This window comes from Mucilaginibacter sp. P2_A4 (assembly GCF_056405015.1).
On record NZ_JBFUCX010000012.1, the window covers coordinates 40385 to 59153 of the forward strand.

Sequence of the window (18769 nt, forward strand, 5' to 3'; positions counted from 1 at the left end):
TTATCCGGCTTGCAATCATGCATGCCGGATAAAACGCAACCAAACGGCACTTTAAAATATTTTGACGTAGCCGGATATTTTAAAGCAGATACCGCAAGACTCAAAAAACTTAACCCCCAGGTTGATAAAACAGTAATACACAACGACGTAACCGAGCGCAAAGCTGTGTATATTCCCAACTGGGGGCAAGAGCTTAACCTGTTCATCCAATCGGACATTAACAGGCCAGCCTGGAAAAACAGTTATTCAGTTTTAAATACCGATTCTTTGATCATATATACAGCCAAAACGCCAGACCTGCGCACGGTTAAGATCATGATCAGAAAAGATAAAAATAAAGTGAAGTGGATATTGATATTTAACCATACCAAAAACCTGCTTTACGAAACAAGAGAAAAACTCAGTTATTTTCCAGATTCGGTTTACCAGATCGAAAAATCGCAGCATGTTAAGTTGATGGGGAAAAATCTTTATAAGATAAAAGGAATCCTGAAACATTAAGAATCTGCATCCTCTGTACCTTTCAAAAAAAGTATTAATGCCTTGCTACAGCGGTAGAAGTGGCCTGGCCAAGTCTATCCTTTGCCTGGTCTATAAGTACTGCAATATCGTTTCTGCCGGGGTTGTTGTTCAAGATCTTTTCAAGATCGGCAATAGAGGCTCTCAGCGAGTTAATGCCGCGGCTTTTATCGTAAAAACGGGAGTTTGTTTGTAGTTTAAATAAACCATAATCGCGATAGGCTATACCCCTGTTCTGGTAATATTTACTATCACTGGGATCATTATTGATTGATATGGCCTTTGTCAAATCGACTATAGCCCCCAATAAATACAATTCTTTATCAGCATCTTTGGTTTGGTTATCCTTACCCAAATAGCTTTTGGCGCGGGCCCTGTAGTAATAAGCGGTGGCATCAGCCGGCTTTATGGCAATTACACGAGTATAAGCAGCAATTGATTTTTTATAATTATCGCTGTGATAATATGAATACCCCAGCATCCACAAAGCGTTGGCATTGGTTGAGTCGGTAATACAGGCCTTTTCAAGATGCGTAACCGCCGATCTGAAATCGCCATCCATCACAGCTTGCTGCCCCATTTTTACATAGGCATTTTGGGCCAATGTTGTTTCAATGGATGACAGTAGCAGGAAGGGTAATATAACCGAAAGCCTCATCAATGGATTAATGGTGAACAAAATTGTATATCATTAACTAACTTTACATCAAAATATTATGCCAAAATCTCCAATTTTTAAAAAAGATTTGTCGGCGTAAACATCCGCAAAGCGATACTATGACTTTTTTTCATCTTTATCAACAAAATTTGAGTTAATTAAAAAATAGGCCGTAAATTTGCAATAAACACTAAATCAAACCATTACAAAGCCAAATTGATTGTTATTAATTAATACCATAACTTGGCACAGCTCTTGAAACATAGTGCTGCACAGGTTAAAATTATTATTTACCTGTATTTTATGAGCCTTATGATTTTATAGGCTGACAACTTGACGTTATTTTCTACAAAAAAATATAATTAATGAGTTTTGATCCATTCGATTTTAAAAACACCTTACCAGTTATAAACGAAGATTCTGAGTTTTTTCCACTTATGTCTACTGAGGATGAGGAGGAAATGAACAACGAACAACTGCCCGAAGTACTGGCCATATTGCCTTTGCGTAATACTGTGCTTTTCCCTGGTGTAGTTATCCCAATAACGGTTGGCAGGGATAAGTCAATTAAACTGATTCGCGATGCCAATAAGGGCAATCGTATGATTGGGGTAGTTGCGCAACAGGACGTGGGGATTGAAGACCCCAACTTTAGTCAATTGAACAAAGTTGGAACCATTGCCCTCATCATTAAAATGCTGCAAATGCCTGATGGTAACACCACCGTTATACTACAAGGCAAAAAGCGTTTTGTATTAAAAGATGAAGTACAATCAGAACCTTATATAAAGGCTACAGTTGAGCCTTTTAAGGAAACCAAAATAAAAGAGGATAAAGAATTTAAAGCCATGGTGTCATCCATCAAGGATATGGCCATGAACATTATTCAGCTATCCCCTAATATACCAAGCGAAGCCGGCATTGCTATCCGTAACATTGAAAGCACTTCATTTTTGATCAATTTTATATCATCAAACATGAATGCCGATATGGCGGCCAAACAACGTTTGCTGGAGGTTGCCAGCCTTCGTGAAAGGATCAACCTTTTACTGGAGCACTTAACGCTTGATTTGCAAATGCTGGAACTTAAAAACCAGATCCAAAGCAAAGTACGTGTTGACCTGGATAAACAGCAAAGAGATTATTTTTTAAATCAACAGCTAAAAACCATACAGGAAGAACTGGGCGGCAGCTCGCCCGATCTGGAAATTGACAGCTTGCGTCAGCGTGCCATTAAAAAGAAATGGGCAAAAGAAGTTAAGGAGCATTTTACCAAAGAACTTGAAAAACTGGCGCGCACCAATCCTGCCGCTGCAGATTATTCGGTACAAATAAACTACCTGGAGCTATTGCTTGATCTGCCATGGAACGATTTCACTAAAGACAACTTCGATCTTAAACGTGCCCAAAAGGTTTTAGATAAAGATCACTTTGGTTTGGATAAGGTTAAGCAGCGTATTATTGAATACCTGGCTGTGCTTAAACTAAAGCATAACATGAAAGCACCTATCCTTTGCCTGGTAGGCCCTCCGGGAGTAGGTAAAACTTCATTGGGTAAATCAATTGCTAAAGCATTAGGGCGTAAATACGTACGTATGGCCCTGGGCGGTATCCGTGATGAGGCCGAAATAAGGGGGCACCGTAAAACTTACATTGGCGCTATGCCTGGCCGTATCATACAATCAATAAAAAAAGCCGGCGCCGCTAACCCGGTATTTATTTTAGATGAGATAGATAAGGTAGGTAATGATTTCCGTGGCGATCCATCATCGGCTTTATTAGAGGTATTGGATCCGGAACAGAACAGTACTTTTTATGACCATTACGTTGAAATGGATTTTGACCTTTCCAACGTGATGTTCATCGCGACAGCAAACTCATTGAGCAGCATTCAGCCCGCCTTGTTAGACAGGATGGAGATCATCGAGGTAAACGGTTATACTATTGAAGAAAAAATAGAGATAGCCAAACAACACCTTGTACCAAAACAACGCGAGGCACACGGCTTAAAGCTTAAGGATGTAACCCTTAAAAATGATGTTTTAGAGAAGATCATTGTTGATTATACCCGTGAGTCTGGTGTGCGTGCTTTGGAGAAAAAGATTGGCTCTGTTGTACGTGGCCTGGCTAAAAATATCGCATTAGAAGAACCTTACAATCCAACGGTAAATAAAAAGGATGTAGAAAAAATTCTGGGTGCTCCTATTTATGATAAAGACTTATATGAGGGGAATGATGTGGCAGGCGTTGTAACAGGCCTGGCCTGGACATCAGTTGGTGGCGATATCTTATTCATTGAAGCAAGTTTAAGTCCCGGCAAGGGCCGCTTAACGCTTACCGGGAGCCTTGGCGATGTAATGAAGGAATCTGTTACCATTGCATTGGCCTATTTAAGAGCGCATGCAAGTTATTTTGACATCAATCCCAAGCTGTTTGATCTATGGGATGTACACGTTCACGTACCGGCTGGCGCTACTCCTAAGGATGGCCCATCTGCAGGTATCACTATGCTTACTGCATTGGTTTCGGCATTTACCCAGCGCAAAGTGAAACCAAACCTGGCCATGACCGGCGAGATTACGCTGCGCGGCAGGGTTTTAGCCGTGGGTGGCATCAAGGAGAAAATATTAGCTGCCAAGCGCGCCAATATCAAAGAGATAATCCTTTGTAAATCCAACCAGAAAGATATCCTTGAGATTAAAGAAGATTATATAAAAGATTTAAATTTCCATTATATAACCGATATGCGCGAGGTGATTAAACTGGCTCTTTTGGATGAAAAAGTGAGTGAGCCACTGGATTTGACAGTTAAAGAAGAAGAAAAAGCTGTAGTAAGTTAAATATAGAAGGCACCTGAACGGTGCCTTTTTTGTTTTATAACAATGGCTGGTTATATCCCACTATAATCAGAAATCGACACCTGGCTTCAGCCGGTTCAGGCAGTATTCTCCAATGCATTTTATCCTTTGTACGCCGGTTTCGCAATCCTGAAAACATCTGTTTGAAACCTTTTGTAACCCATCAGCGTAATACGTGTTTGAATTGTATATTAATTCAATACACCTAAAGAATGAAGAAATTTTTTACACTAAACACTATTATCTTATCGCTGCTCTTATTATCCCGCTTTAGCTCCTCGGCTCAAATTGTAGAGCCCAACATGCAGGATACAGTTAAAAAGAAGGCACATCCCACGGCAACAAAGTCTGTTGTCATTGATTCTACCAAGGTTGAATCAACTGAACAAACTGGTAACAAAGCTCAATCCGTTTATTTTGAAGTAGGCGGTCCCGGCCTCGCGCTTACCATTAATTATGATGCTCGTTTTGGTCACAGGCGCAATGGTTTTGGTTACCGGATTGGTGCGGGTTATTTCGCATCGGGCGGTAATAATGTATTTACTGTTCCAATACAAGTAAATTACCTGGCAGGTAATGGCTCTAGTTTGCTTGAGTTAGGCGCGGGCACTACCTTCTTAAACTCGTACGGAGACAACAAAGGCAAAACCTTCATTTTTGACAGGGTTACCGGCTTTATTGGTACAGCCACAATTGGTTATCGTTACCAGCCCCAACAAAAAGGAATTAATCTCAGAATTGGCTTCGTTCCGATATTTTATGACGAAGGCATTATAGCTGCAGGCGGTGTAAGCGTGGGTTATACCTTTAAATAATTTCATACAACCTCATCACATAAAAGGGTTTCCGGATGAATAAAAACTTCTGGCGACCCTTTTTTATTTTATATGCCCGGCAGCGGCTATTATAAATCAACTCAATTTTTTTATATTAGTCGCTGATATATTTTATACCCTAAATGTTAAATAAGCTATTTATAACACTGGTATGCCTGTTAGGTAGTATTGGTGTATTTGCCCAGACACGTGGCCACGAATTTGGGATACAATCAGATAACGACTCCTATTTGGGGCAGGGATCTGACAGGTATTACACTAACGGAATTTACTTTTATTACCGCCAGGCATTAAAAACCGGGGATGGCAGCAATCTTCAAAATAAAGTTTTAGGGATTGAGTTAGGGCAGAAAATGTTTAATGCGCAATCGGGTTATGTACGCGATGCTAATGATGTAGACAGGCCTTTTGCCGCATATAGTTATTTGGGTACAACCCTTAATTTATTATACAAAAACGAAAGCACCCTTAAATTAGGTGCACAGCTCGGCTTAGTTGGCCCGGCAGCAGGTGGCGAACCCGTTCAAAAGCTAATCCACAATACATTTGGTTTTTATACATTAAACGGCTGGCAATACCAGATCAAAAATGATGTTGAGCTCAACCTATCTGCCGAATACAATAAATTGCTGGCCCGTGCATCATGGGTTGATTTAAGCCTGGCCAGTTACGCCAATTTGGGTACTGGTTTTACAGGTGCCGGTGCAGGCCCCCTCATCCGATTGGGTAATTTTAACCAGCTATTTAATTCGGTAAGTACACAAAGTACCGTTTCTGCAACTGAACAAACAGGTTTATTGCATAAACACGAAATATTTTTTTACTACAAACCCCAGGCAAACGCGGTTGTTTACGATGCAACCATACAGGGTGGGCTGTTCAGCAATAACAATTCAAACAGCCAGGAAATAACAAAACCTAAAAACTCATTTGTATTTAGTCAACAGGTTGGCGTGGCTTTTAGTACCAGCCGTTTTACATTTGATGTGGCTGCTATCTTCCATACCCGCGAAGTAAAAACAATGCATCAATCTCACCAATGGGCGGCTGTAACCGGAGTTTATAGATTCAAATAATAGATGTGCAGATTTAAAAAGTGCAGATGTGCAGATGATTTTTGATTGTCTCATTGCAAATGTGCGGGTCTGTAAATGATTTTTAAATTCAGATTAAGAAATCCTATCGATACCGGATACGGGAAATTAAAATCCTAAAATCCGATAAATCTGCTTAATCCCGGTTCAGACAATAATCTGAAATTTGAAATCTGCACATCTAAAAAGCATCATTAATCATCATGATCAGTTCGTCGGTTTTCCTTTTTCACTGATTGTTTCTTTTTACTATCTAAACGGGCCGCTTTAGCGGCTTTACTTACTTTGGTGGGCTTACGCACCTTTTGTACCTGTAATGCCCGCCCCAGGAGCGCTATCAGCCTTTCAATGGCTTTTTCTTTGTTGAGATACTGACTGCGTTCCTCATCACAAATTACCTGGACAAGGCCATCCTTATTGAGCCTGTTTTGTAACTTATCGGCAAGCAACAATTTTTCCTCATCAGTAAACAGTTCAGAACCGGCCACATCAAACAAAAGCTCCACCTTGCTTGATACCTTGTTTACGTTTTGTCCTCCTTTTCCACCGCTTCTTGATGTTTTATAGGTAATTACTTTTTGCAGATCGGCTTTATTCAGATTCATTTTTCAAAAGTAGTGTTTTTGGTGAATGGTGAAGCAGTTGATTGGATATGTATATCCAACTTTATCAACGGCTCATTAATCAACTTAATCGTCCAATCAACAACAATAATTTGTACTTTAGCGGCTCTTATGAGCAACAATATCGTAGTAGCAATTGATGGTTATTCATCTTGCGGCAAAAGCACTTTAGCAAAAGCTTTGGCAAAAAAACTTCATTTTATTTATGTAGATAGCGGTGCAATGTACCGTGCAGTGGCACTATACTTTTTGCGTAATAATATTGATTTGCAAGACCATGATAAAATTGCGGAAGCATTGAAAAACATCCACCTTAGTTTTCATTCGCGCGATTACCAAAGCCACATTACACTTAATGATGAGGAAGTATCTGATGAAATCCGGCAGATGCATGTAGCCGACAAAGTAAGTGCCATAGCAACCCTACATGAAGTGCGTGTTGCCATGGTTAAGCAACAGCAACGTTTGGGCAAATCAAAAAACATTGTTATGGATGGCCGCGATATTGGCACCGTTGTATTCCCAAATGCGCAGATAAAACTGTTTATGACGGCCGATCCTAAAATACGTGCCGAGAGACGTTATAAGGAGCTTTTGCCTACAAACCCCAATATAACTTTAGAAGAGGTATTTGATAATCTTGCACACAGAGATTACCAGGATACCACCCGCGAGGAAAGCCCCCTGGTACGCGCCCACGACGCTATTATTTTAGATAATACCGATCTTAGCCCCGATGAGCAATTACTATTTGCACTGAGCCATATCGAGCCTTTTTTAGCTGATTAGCGGAATGATGTTGTCAGAATTTTAATATCCCTGCTCCGTATTTGCTATTATTCCAACGCTGATTTTAAACCACCCATCTTTACGGTGGGCACCCCAAACCGGTTTAAAAAATCAACCCCCTCATCGCTTTGCAGCCCTTTGTACTCTGCATATGATTTATCAAAATAAACCTGTGTTATACCGGCCGAAAAAATAAGCCGTGCACAAGCTATACATGGCGATAGCGTAGTATACAGTGTAGCACCCTCAAGCCTGGCTCCGTTTTTTACAGCATACAGTATGGCATTTTCTTCGGCATGCAGGGCAAGGGAGCAACTCCCTTTTGAATCACGGGCGCATCCTTTTTCCGGCCACTCCTCATCGCAGTTATGCGTACCCGCTGGCGGCCCGTTATAGCCTATGGATATAATACGGGTATCCCGGGTTAAAACGGCTCCTACATGGGCTTTAACGCAGTGTGAGCGCTTAGCCAGGTCGTTTGCCAGGTTCATAAAAATTGAATCGAAGCTTGGTTTCATAATAAAAGCAATTAGGCCATAAATATTACTGGGCCATTACTTCATTTTTAAATGACTTAATGGCCCAATAACTTAATGTGTAAAAAAAATATTAGTGCCCTGCGGCTACTTCAACATGGTCAAGATCGATACCCTGGTGGCGTAGTTCACGGCTTACCTTCCATGCAAAATAAGCAAGATATGCAAAGCCTATTACGGGTACTATATAAGAGAAGTGAATACCACTCATACCAGCTATAACATTGTTACTGCCGTCGGCAACTTTACCCTGTAATGGAGGTATGATAGATCCACCAAGGATCATCATAATTAAGAAAGCTGAACCCTGACTGGTATATTTTCCCAAACCAGTAATTGATAAAGAGAAAATTGACGGCCACATAATAGAGCAGCATAAGCCTCCACTAATAAAAGAAAATGTAGCAACTTTACCTGTAGTTGCAAGACCCGTTAACATAAAGGCCACACCCAATAAGCCCAAAACAGCCAATGTGCGTGTAGGTTTTTGCTTCCCTATGAAAAATGCTACGATAAGAATACCCACGCATGCGGCATAGCCGTAAAGGTTACTCACATTTACACCAGTAGCAGCATTTACCAACAAAACGATACCAAAGGCCACAAATGGTACAAGGATATACAATATATATTTAACAGTTTTTGAAAGATTAAATGCGCCTATTGCACCTGCAAAACGGCCAATCATTAAACTACCCCAATACAAAGAAATGTATGGCGCAATATCCGATTCATGATAGGAACCAAATTCCGGCGTTTTTAATAAAGAGCCCATATTACTTTGAATAGTTACCTCGGTACCTACATAAGTAAATATAGCAAGCATACCTAAAATCAATTGAGGATACTGCATGGCACCCCAGCCTTCTTTATTTCTTTTGGCAGCAAATATGGTACCTACCAACGTAAGTACAATAATTGCCAGGGATGCATAAACAAAATACTGACTTTTTATGATATCAGCTATTTTCTTTCCGTCAGAAGATAATAACTTGTTAAGATAAGCGCTTAATGGGTCAGCGGCCAGGATTAACAAGAAGGCCAAAAACATAATTAAAAGCGGAGTATTCGCCTTACTGCTTGACTCTATTTTTTCGTCGCTGGTAACCTTTGGTAAATTAGAGAACCAGAAGAATATAGCAACTGCAATAAATAAACCAGCAAGCATGTAATAAAGGTTGTTTACTGATGATATCTGAACATCTTTCGCGTCTATTTTAGCTGAAGCCGAACCGAATAAAATAATACCAACAACTACCGGCCCTAACAAACCACCTATATTATTGATACTACCTGCAAAATTCAAACGGTTTGAACCAGTTTCTGGCGGACCTAAAGCAACCACGAAAGGATTTGCCGCTGTTTGTTGAAGTGAAAAGCCTATGGCTATAATAAAAAACACTGTTAATATTAAACCAAATGAACCCGACGCTATTGCAGGGATCATACCTATAGCTCCAAGTGCCGAAACTATCAAGCCCAATATGATACCATTTTTATAACCCATTTTATTCATGATATCAATCTTGCTGATAGATGAAGCAAAATACAGGATCAATGAACCAATGAAATAACCACCATAGAATGTAAAATCAATCAACTGGGATTCAAATTGAGTTAGATGAAAATGTTCTTTACAAAAAGGTATAAATACGCCATTTGAAGCGGCTAAAAAGCCCCAGAAGAAAAATACAGTTATCAGCGTATAAAGTGCCGAGCTGTAACTTTTAGCATTGTTTTGTTCCATTTTTAAATTAGGTTATACAGAATAGATTTTGAATCGATAAACATAATTGATTTTTTGTAAAACTGGCTATATTATTTTTAATTAAATAAATCACAATTTTAAGTTTCGTTGTTTAAAAGATAAAATTGCATATTCGCAGTGTTCAAAAATGAACATAGCCTAAATTAATGATAGAAGCCATTATTTCGGGAATTGGGTTTGGATTAGTGTTGACGTTTATTACTGGCCCGGTCTTTTTTGCTCTTATAAAAACCAGCATTGAAAAAGGTTTTCATGCAGGTTTCGCCCTTGCCCTCGGTGTAGTATGCAGCGATGTGGTTTTTGTAGGTGGTATATTATTCGGTTCTCAATATGTAGATATATCTGAGCATACCAAAACTATAGCCGGGATAGGTGGCGCCGTCATCCTTTTTTCGGTAGGTGTTTATTATATGTTCAAAAAGGCCGAGATCAATTACGGCAACAAAGTACCATCGGGAATTGATAAAGCAGGTTACTTTTTTAAGGGCTTCCTGATGTGTATTTTTAACCCTACCCTTTTAATACACTGGACGGTAGTTATAGGTGCTGCCAGTACTACATTTCACGTTGGTGCGCCTCATCGGTCATTCCACATCGCAATCATGTTTTTAACCATCCTTACAGTACAGTTTGGCATGGATACCACTAAAGCTTTTTATGCCAACAAACTCCGGGATAAGATCTCTGTGAAGCTGGTACACCGCCTTAATGAGCTGGCAGGTATTGCCCTCATTATAGCATCCTTGGTATTGATTGACAAACTGGTAACCCACTTTATTTTCGCAGCACCATCGGCATCCTAATCTGTTGCTCGATGTTAGTGCCGGTAGCGGGGACCTCAGTTACTAAAAATATCTTTAAGTTCCTGCCGATTACTAAAACGTTCGAAACCAATATTTTTAATATTCATAGAGACGATGTACCGCTTTAACTCTTTGTAATTACTATGATAGAACATGGAAAGCTTAGCAACTTTCTTGACGCCCACCATCAAATATAGGTACTCATAACTACCGCTTTTTGATGATAAGATCGATGTTTTAAACCCGGAGATATCATCCAAATCAAAGCGTCTGCTCGTGCCCAAACCCAGATACCTTTTTATAACAAAAGTTCGGTCTTCTATTTCAATACTTATAGCCTTTGTCCGTAATTCACCAAAAATCAGCCAAATCCATACGAAGGCAAAAAACGAGCAAAACAATATAAATGGAATTAAACTGATTGTTGGATTGAGTGCATTTCCAGATAACACCATAAGCACCATAACTGTAAACCCTGTTCCCAAAAGGCTTAGTAGGTAGGCAGTAAATCTAAATTTTGATTTCATTAAAAACTTAACTCAGTAAATAACGGGCAATATATATAATCACGCTGTAACGCGGCCAACAAAAAAGGCGATAAGTATAAACTCATCGCCTTTATATTTTTACTTCCCTTCAGGGACTGTAACTTTTACATATAAGCTCTTTGATTCTTACCTTCCATCCAGTTAACAAAAGCACGATTAACTACTTTGTTACCACCCGGGGTTGGATAATCACCACTAAAATACCAGTCGCCTGTATGATCAGGGCAGGCAATATGCAGGTTATCTAAGGTTTGGTAAATCACCTCAACCTTACATTTTATTTCTTTTGGAGTAATGATCTGTGCTATACGGTCAGATACCTGCTGATCGGTAAACAGTTCATATATCGCCTTAACATGGTTTTGAACCTTCTCTTTCGGCAGCTTAATACTATCCTTACATTTCTGGTAAACGTCAAGAATAATATCTTCCCTGCCCATTTCCTTTAACAGGCTGATGGCAGCTTCAAAAGCAACAAACTCACCCATGCGTGACATATCAATACCATAGCAATCCGGATAACGGATCTGCGGGGCAGATGATACAACAACAACCTTTGTAGGCCCAAGTCTATCCAGAATTTTCAGGATGCTTTGTTTAAGTGTAGTACCCCTTACAATGGAATCATCAAGCACAACCAATGTATCTGAACCCTTTTTTATCAAACCATAAGTGGTATCATAAACGTGGGCAACCATTTCACTACGGTCTGCATCCTGGGTAATAAAGGTACGCAGCTTAACATCCTTAATGGCAATTTTCTCCACCCTTGGCGCAAGCTGTAATACTTCGGTTAACTCCTCTTCACTTATCTTGTCCTCGCGGTTCAGTAGCCTGTCGCGCTGGTATTTTTTAACGTATTTATGTACACCTTCAACCATGCCATAAAAAGCAACTTCGGCTGTGTTAGGAATGTATGAAAATACGGTGTTTTTAATATCATGGTTAACCGCGTTCAATATCTGCGGGCATAGTAATCTGCCTAATTGCTTACGCTCACGGTAGATGGATGCATCGCTGCCACGTGAAAAGTAGATCCGCTCAAATGAGCAGGCTTTCTTTTCTTTTGGCTCGCTAAACATATCCTCGGTTATCTTACCGTTCTTTTTAACGATAAGCGCATGACCTGGTTTTATCTCCCTGATTTCCTCGATAGGAATATTAAACGCTGTTTGGATAGCAGGGCGCTCTGAAGCGGCAACAACTATCTCATCATTGTAATAATAAAACGCTGGCCTGATACCAACCGGATCGCGCATCACAAAGGCATCTCCATGGCCCAATATCCCCGCAATGGTATAACCACCATCCCAGTTTTTGGCCGATTTGCGAAGAATTTTGGCAACATCCATATCATTGGCTATCAGCTTGCTGATCTCCATGTTATCGTCCAAACCTTCACGCTTGTACTGGTCAAACAACCCTTGGTTCTCCGTATCAATAAAGTGCCCCATCTTTTCGAGCACTGTAATGGTATCGGCTTGTTCCTTAGGGTGCTGCCCCAGGTCATAAAGCTGCTGCAATAACTCATCAACATTTGTCATGTTGAAGTTACCTGCAATAACCAAATTCCTGGTTTGCCAATTGTTCTGCCTCAGAAACGGGTGGCAGCTTTCAATGCTGTTTTTACCGTGGGTACCATATCGCAGGTGCCCCAATAAAACTTCGCCTGTAAAGCTCACGTGTTCCTTCAGCCATTCGGCATCAAGCATTTTTTCGGGAGTTTCTTTCTGAATATCCGCGAATTTCTTCTGGATGTATTCAAAGATATCAGCAACGGCATTTGAAGCCATTGATCGGTGCCGACTGATGTACCGCTTGCCCGGGGCAATATCTAATTTAATGGTTGCAACACCAGCGCCATCCTGGCCGCGGTTATGTTGTTTCTCCATTAAAAGGTAAAGCTTGTTCAGGCCGTACAGCGCAGTTCCGTACTTTTTCTGATAATAAGATAGTGGCTTTAATAAGCGGATAAATGCCACACCGCATTCATGTTTAATCTGATCGCTCATGATTCGGAATGAGGCTGCAAAGGTATCATTTTTAATGGATTTTTGGTAACATCATTTGTCATTAAATAGTAGTTTAAACATCTTTTAATTTGTAATTGATTTTTCCATAGCTGCCAGCTTCTCAATCGAAGAATTGCTGACTTTTCCAGCCCACAGGTAAAATCAAAAAACCATAATAAAATCTCAAACCCAACATCGGCCCATCTGAGATCTAAAATCCGCACGTCTAAAATCCATCATCTACACATCTAGTATCTGCACATCTGAAATCTAAAATCTGCACATCTGAAATCCACCATCTGCACATCTAAAACCTAATATCCCTAAATGTAATGTTTATTCGCGGGCCAGGCTGTTTGGCAGTTTTAGGTACCTGGTGCAGCCAGTTGTGCTGGGTAGCGCCCTGCATAATAAGCAAACTTCCGTTATTTAAGGCAACAGATACTTTAACGTTTTTTTGCAGTTTATGTTTAAATTGAAAAGTGCGCGTGGCCCCGAATGAGGCCGAGGCAATAACCGGGTTTCCGCTTAACTCCCGTTCATCGTCGCTGTGCCAGCCCATACTATCCTCGCCGTTGCGGTAATAATTAAGCAGGGCCGAGTTAAATTGTTTGTCGCAAAGCTGCTCGGCAGCCACCTTTATCATTTTTAGCAAGGGCGTAAATGGAATAGGAATATTCACAACGCCAGAGTAGGTGTAAGTTTGCCCGTTATCGGCATACCAGGAAGTGAGCCGGGGAAAGTTCACCATTTTGCCATGAATCTTCATTTTATCCTGCTTCCAAAGAATGGTATGTTTCAGCTGCTCAAATAACTCGTAAACACCATCTTCCTCATAAAAATTAGGATACAGATAGGCCTCTCCATCAAACGGCAAAATATTTTGACGGCCGGTATCAAATATCCCTAACTGATTATCTGCAAAAAAATCCATTTTTAAAAAAGAGTCACAATTCAAGACCTCGAAAACAAGACAAAAGAAAAATTGACATACTGCTTGTCCCCATTTAAAAATTAGACAAAAGAAAATGAAAACTGTTTAACCTCATACCAAAACTCATCACATTTTTTTTCGCCGGCCTTTCGTCCGAACATCTTCTGTCCTTTCATCCTTACTCCTTACTCCCCTTTTTGGCAAAAAAAAATCCGGCTTCTCAGCCGGACCTTAGGTTTATTGATTTGGTTTGAAATTCATGATTAAAGTTTTTCGCCGTGCTGACTGATGTCCAGCCCAAGCACCTCATCTTCTGCCGATACCCTCAATGGTGATATCATATCTGTTATTTTTAACAATAAAAGAGAGCCGAAGAACGAAAATATAGATACCCCGATAAGCGCGATAAGTTGCACCAAAAACAGATGCGTTTCGCCAAAAAACAGGCCGTTACCTGTAGTATTACCTGCATTTACATGCTGATTGGCAAAAACACCGGTAAGCAGCATGCCTACCATACCACCTACCCCATGGCAAGGGAATACATCAAGCGTATCATCAATGGAGGTGCGTGTACGCCACTCCACAACCAGGTTGCTCACAACGGCTGATATGATACCTATCGCCAGCGAATGTGGTACTGTTACATAGCCTGCTGCCGGAGTAATAGCTACCAAGCCTACTACGGCACCGATACAGGTACCCATAGCAGATGGCTTACGGCCACGCAGCATATCAAAAAATATCCAGGTGATACCACCCGCGGCTGATGCCGTTGTGCTTGTAGCCAGGGCGGTTACAGCCAAAGCGTTTGCGCCAAAGGCAGAGCCTGCATTAAACCCAAACCACCCAAACCACAAAAGCCCTGTACCTATCATCACGTAAGTGATACGGGCAGGTGAATGGTTGGCTTCGTTACGACGTTTTAAGTATAAGGCAGAGGCTAAAGCAGCCCATCCGGCCGACATGTGCACCACAGTTCCACCGGCAAAATCAAGCACACCCAATTTGGCCAAAATGCCATCAGGGTGCCAGGTACAATGTGCCAATGGCGAGAATATAAAGATGGAGAACAATACAAGGAAAATGATATAAGAGTTAAAACGGATCCGCTCAGCAAAAGCACCTGTAATAAGCGCAGGGGTTATTATCGCGAATTTTAACTGGTACATGGCAAATAAGAGCAAAGGAATAGTTGGAGCGGCTTTCCAGGTTGCATTGCCCAACATGCCTTTCATCATGAAATAAGTCATCGGGTTGCCTATAAAGCCATGAAAGCTCTCGCCAAAGGCCAAACTAAAACCAAATATGCCCCATAAAACAGTGATGATAACCATACAAACAATACTTTGCAGCATGGTGGAGATGACGTTCTTTTTGTTAACCATACCGCCATAAAAAAAGGCAAGGCCCGGCGTCATGATCAAAACAAGCGCGGTTGACATCAGCATCCAGGCAATATCACCTGTATTAAAATGAGGATCCCCAGAATTCTTAAACTCAACAGATGGGAAAATAAATGTTAGTGTTAGAATTATAAGTATAATTAAGAAAGGAATATACCGCTTCATGCAAAAATTATAGAACTGATTTTAAAACGGCCTGAAATTAATACTTTTTGCTTAATAAAACGAAGTTAATGTTAATTTTTTATTAAATAGACAATAAAAAATCGTCATTATAGATACTTAAGCACAAAATCAGGGAAAATACCCAACAAAATCAGCACAAAACTTATAATTATAGCTAAAACCAATAAATTATAGGATTTTTTATATACAATATCCTGATTTTCTGATCGTTTTAAAAATAAATTCAGGGGGATTTTTATATAGTAAAACAAGGAGACAACTGTGGTTAAAGCTCCGGTAGCCATCAGCAGCATCAACCAGATACTATGGGTTTGCTGATAAACACTATACACTGCCGAAAAAACAAATATTTTACCTGTAAACCCTGCAGAAACAGGCAAGCCTGTTAGCGATATCAGTATAATGGTAAAACAAACAGATGCTATTGGATATTTTAAACCAAGTCCTTTATAATCATCTAAACCTTCTGCATTGGCAACGTTGCTAAAGTATGAGGCCAGTGCTAACGCGCCAATATTTGCCAGGGCGTAAACCAGCAGGTAATAAGTTAATGCAGATAAGCCCTGAAGGTTAAGGATCACCACAGCCATCAAAGCAAAGCCGGTATGCCCTATGCTGGAGTATGCCAGCATCCGTTTAATATTGGTTTGCATTACCGCCGCAAAGTTACCCGCTATCATGCTGATAATACCAACTATGGACAATACAATTCCCAGATCAAAACCTATTCCATTACTCCAAACCATTAAAGGCGCCAAAAAATTAACCAGCAACGCAAAAGCGGCAATTTTGGGTAAGGTTGAAAGGTAAGCAGTAACCGGGGTTGGTGCTCCCTCATATACATCGGGCACCCAAAAATGCACTGGAACAAAAGAGAGTTTAAAGCCTATGCCTACCAGTACCAATATCACAGCAAAGACGGCGCTTATTGGATTAACCTTTGCAAGCCCTATAATGGTTGACTGAAAAACAATATCCAGCGAGCCACTGAACCCATAAAGTAACGAAATTCCGTACAGCATAATCGCCGAAGATGCTGCCCCAAACAATACGTATTTTAACCCGGCCTCGGTACTGAAAGCGTTCTCCGAGCGATAAGCTACCATCAGGTATGATGCAATAGAAACCATCTCGATAGCGAGGTAAATCGACAAGAGGTTTACAGCCATCACCATTAAATGTAAACCCAGTATAGAAGCTATAGTGATAGAATAAAGATCTGACAATCCTTTTTGATGCGAGTTTATTTTTTCATCCCATGTAAAATACAACAGGATAATGAATGCCAGTAAATCAATCACCAGTTTAAACAATATACCACTGCGACTGAGCAGCAGCATATTGCTGAATATAAAATGCTGCCCATCTAATATCAATGCAAATTGCTGCAGATCTTTGAATATCACCACCAGGATACCTGCGCAAGCCACGGTACGGCAAAGGCCGGCTGATCTTTTACCAAATAACACATCGGTTATCATAACCACCAGGAACAGCAGGGCCAGGAAAGCCTCGGGTATAAAATAGGTTATACTCCCAAAAACCTCGGTTAACTGTTCGGATATGTGCGGTAGCAGATCGTGCATTACTTTATTTAGCTTGTAAAAATTGTATCAATGCCAGTACCGAATCATTGATTTTATCAAAAACCAATGATGGCATAATACCCAATACCAGGGCTATTAATGCCAGTGGTGCAAGTGTTAGCTTTTCGCGCAGGTTCAAATCCGTAAGGGCGGTTTTCCAAACGCTGCCGCCTTTTAATGATTGCTGCCCAAAAAACATGCGCTGCAAGGTCCATAAGAAATAAGCCGCGCTTAAAAATATTCCTAAGGTACCACAAACCGCCATCCAATAAGGTAATAAACCATTAACCGCATGCGATTTGAATACCCCGGCTAAAGTAAACGCCTCGGCCACAAATGCCGAGAAACCCGGCAAACCCAGTGATGCAAAAAAAGCGATCATTACAAAGGCGGTATATTTTGGCATCATAGTACCTAACCCACGGAAATGATAAATATCCCTGTCATGTACCCGGTTGTAGATAACCCCTACCAGGAAGAACAGCATGGTTGATAAAAACCCATGGCTCACCATCTGCATCACCGAGCCACTGATACCTTCGGCTGTCTGTGAAGCGATGCCCAATAGTACAAACCCCATGTGCGATACGGAGGAATAGGCGATCATCCGTTTCAGATCCCGTTGGGCCAAAGCGTTAAAGGCGCCATATAAAATAGAGATCACCCCAAGCAATCCAAGCCAGAATGCATGAGTTGTGGCCACATCAGGGAAAATTCCCATACAGATACGGATGATACCGTAACCTCCTATTTTGAGCAGGATACCAGCCAGTATGATAGATACCGGTGTTGGCGCTTCCACGTGCGCATCTGGCAGCCAGGTATGTAATGGCACTACCGGCACCTTAATAGCAAACGCGATGAACAGCACCACAAAACCAACCGTACGTGCAGGCATACCCAATATGGTTTGATGCCCCGCTAAAGAGAATACCGACTGTGCGCTGTAATTGGCCGGGTTCATCATTTGTACTATGTTGAAGGTATGGTTACCTGTGGCAGGGTCTGTAACGGATAGGTATAACCCAACCATCACCAGCAGCATAAATACAGAACCAAACAATGTGTAAAGGAAAAACTTAATTGCCGCGTATTCCCTGCGCGCGCCACCCCACATCCCGATAAGGAAATATAGGGGTAACAGCATCAGTTCATAAAACATATAGAACAGGAAGAAATCTAAAGCGCAAAACACCCCGATAACGGCCATATCCAGCAATAAAAACAAGAGGAAGAACCCCTTTAAATTACTCTTGATCTCCCACGAGGCCAAAGAAGCGATCACCAATACCAGCGAGGTCATGACCAATAAGGTAATGGAGATACCATCGATCCCTACAAAATAATCTATCTGCATTTTGCCCATGCTGCCTAGGTTAAGACCTATCCAGGGAAGTTTTTGGACAAACTGAAACTGCTCTTCATGGTTAATACCGCCATGGCCTGCGCCTGTTTTAAAGTTAAGGTATATCCAGATACTAATACCCAATTGTACCAGCGTAGCAAGCAGCGTGATATATTTAAAACTGTTCCTCATGGATGAGGGCAGCAGCATGATGATAAAGCCGAACAGTACAGGTATAAATATGAGTAAGGTTAATATATTCATCAGG

At 40.9% G+C, this 18769-nt stretch carries 16 protein-coding genes; 6 read left to right on the forward strand and 10 right to left on the reverse strand.

The annotated features are described in order from the left end of the window. Nucleotides 1–21 precede the first annotated feature (21 nt). Entirely contained in the window at nucleotides 22–501 is a 480-nt protein-coding gene (locus AC1DYB_RS21050; RefSeq protein ID WP_477437737.1) for a hypothetical protein, read from the forward strand. Between the two features lie 34 nt (nucleotides 502–535). Here AC1DYB_RS21050 and AC1DYB_RS21055 read toward each other — a convergent pair whose 3' ends face one another. Further along, nucleotides 536–1177 (reverse strand): tetratricopeptide repeat protein, encoded by a 642-nt coding sequence (locus AC1DYB_RS21055; protein ID WP_477437739.1) that lies wholly within the window; start codon nucleotides 1175–1177, stop codon nucleotides 536–538. Nucleotides 1178–1542: 365 nt separating this feature from the next. Here AC1DYB_RS21055 and lon point away from each other — a divergent pair, with 365 nt between their 5' ends. The 3 genes from lon to AC1DYB_RS21070 all read left to right on the forward strand — a co-directional run bounded on the left by lon (nucleotide 1543) and on the right by AC1DYB_RS21070 (nucleotide 5947). Then, nucleotides 1543–4017, forward strand: a complete 2475-nt coding sequence (gene lon, locus AC1DYB_RS21060; protein ID WP_477437741.1) for an endopeptidase La — start codon at nucleotides 1543–1545, stop codon at nucleotides 4015–4017. 230 nt (nucleotides 4018–4247) lie between these two features. Next, nucleotides 4248–4850, forward strand: a complete 603-nt coding sequence (locus AC1DYB_RS21065; RefSeq protein ID WP_477392812.1) for a hypothetical protein — start codon at nucleotides 4248–4250, stop codon at nucleotides 4848–4850. A 143-nt stretch (nucleotides 4851–4993) separates the two neighbouring features. After that, on the forward strand, nucleotides 4994–5947 hold the full coding sequence (locus AC1DYB_RS21070; RefSeq protein ID WP_477437743.1) for a lipid A deacylase LpxR family protein: 954 nt from the start codon (nucleotides 4994–4996) through the stop codon (nucleotides 5945–5947). Nucleotides 5948–6159: 212 nt separating this feature from the next. Here AC1DYB_RS21070 and arfB read toward each other — a convergent pair whose 3' ends face one another. Then, nucleotides 6160–6570 (reverse strand): alternative ribosome rescue aminoacyl-tRNA hydrolase ArfB, encoded by a 411-nt coding sequence (gene arfB, locus AC1DYB_RS21075; RefSeq protein WP_295720880.1) that lies wholly within the window; start codon nucleotides 6568–6570, stop codon nucleotides 6160–6162. 129 nt (nucleotides 6571–6699) lie between these two features. Here arfB and cmk point away from each other — a divergent pair, with 129 nt between their 5' ends. After that, nucleotides 6700–7377 carry a (d)CMP kinase gene (gene cmk / locus AC1DYB_RS21080; protein ID WP_477437746.1) on the forward strand — a complete coding sequence of 226 codons (678 nt, stop codon included), beginning with the start codon at nucleotides 6700–6702 and terminating at the stop codon, nucleotides 7375–7377. A 47-nt stretch (nucleotides 7378–7424) separates the two neighbouring features. On the opposite strand, the gene AC1DYB_RS21085 is transcribed toward cmk, so the two are convergent. Continuing rightward, on the reverse strand, nucleotides 7425–7895 hold the full coding sequence (locus tag AC1DYB_RS21085) for a deoxycytidylate deaminase (RefSeq protein WP_295720882.1): 471 nt from the start codon (nucleotides 7893–7895) through the stop codon (nucleotides 7425–7427). A gap of 91 nt (nucleotides 7896–7986) precedes the next feature. Continuing rightward, on the reverse strand, nucleotides 7987–9660 hold the full coding sequence (locus tag AC1DYB_RS21090; RefSeq protein WP_477437748.1) for an MFS transporter: 1674 nt from the start codon (nucleotides 9658–9660) through the stop codon (nucleotides 7987–7989). Between the two features lie 167 nt (nucleotides 9661–9827). Here AC1DYB_RS21090 and AC1DYB_RS21095 point away from each other — a divergent pair, with 167 nt between their 5' ends. Beyond that, a complete protein-coding gene (locus AC1DYB_RS21095) occupies nucleotides 9828–10484 on the forward strand; it encodes a LysE family translocator (protein ID WP_295720884.1) in 657 nt (218 codons plus the stop codon). Nucleotides 10485–10519: 35 nt separating this feature from the next. On the opposite strand, the gene AC1DYB_RS21100 is transcribed toward AC1DYB_RS21095, so the two are convergent. The 6 genes from AC1DYB_RS21100 to AC1DYB_RS21125 all read right to left on the reverse strand — a co-directional run bounded on the left by AC1DYB_RS21100 (nucleotide 10520) and on the right by AC1DYB_RS21125 (nucleotide 18765). After that, nucleotides 10520–11011 (reverse strand): hypothetical protein, encoded by a 492-nt coding sequence (locus AC1DYB_RS21100; RefSeq protein ID WP_477437750.1) that lies wholly within the window; start codon nucleotides 11009–11011, stop codon nucleotides 10520–10522. 125 nt (nucleotides 11012–11136) lie between these two features. Further along, on the reverse strand, nucleotides 11137–13044 hold the full coding sequence (locus tag AC1DYB_RS21105; RefSeq protein ID WP_295720886.1) for an amidophosphoribosyltransferase: 1908 nt from the start codon (nucleotides 13042–13044) through the stop codon (nucleotides 11137–11139). A gap of 307 nt (nucleotides 13045–13351) precedes the next feature. Next, nucleotides 13352–13978 (reverse strand): alpha-ketoglutarate-dependent dioxygenase AlkB family protein, encoded by a 627-nt coding sequence (locus tag AC1DYB_RS21110; RefSeq protein ID WP_477437752.1) that lies wholly within the window; start codon nucleotides 13976–13978, stop codon nucleotides 13352–13354. Nucleotides 13979–14241: 263 nt separating this feature from the next. Continuing rightward, nucleotides 14242–15549, reverse strand: coding sequence for an ammonium transporter (locus AC1DYB_RS21115; RefSeq protein ID WP_477437755.1), 1308 nt, complete (start codon nucleotides 15547–15549; stop codon nucleotides 14242–14244). 107 nt (nucleotides 15550–15656) lie between these two features. Then, the gene (locus AC1DYB_RS21120; RefSeq protein WP_477437757.1) at nucleotides 15657–17156 is read right to left on the reverse strand and encodes an NADH-quinone oxidoreductase subunit N; all 1500 of its coding nucleotides are present in this window, start codon (nucleotides 17154–17156) and stop codon (nucleotides 15657–15659) included. A gap of 4 nt (nucleotides 17157–17160) precedes the next feature. Next, nucleotides 17161–18765: a complex I subunit 4 family protein gene (locus AC1DYB_RS21125; RefSeq protein WP_477437759.1), complete on the reverse strand. Its 1605-nt coding sequence runs from the start codon at nucleotides 18763–18765 to the stop codon at nucleotides 17161–17163. Nucleotides 18766–18769 lie beyond the last annotated feature (4 nt).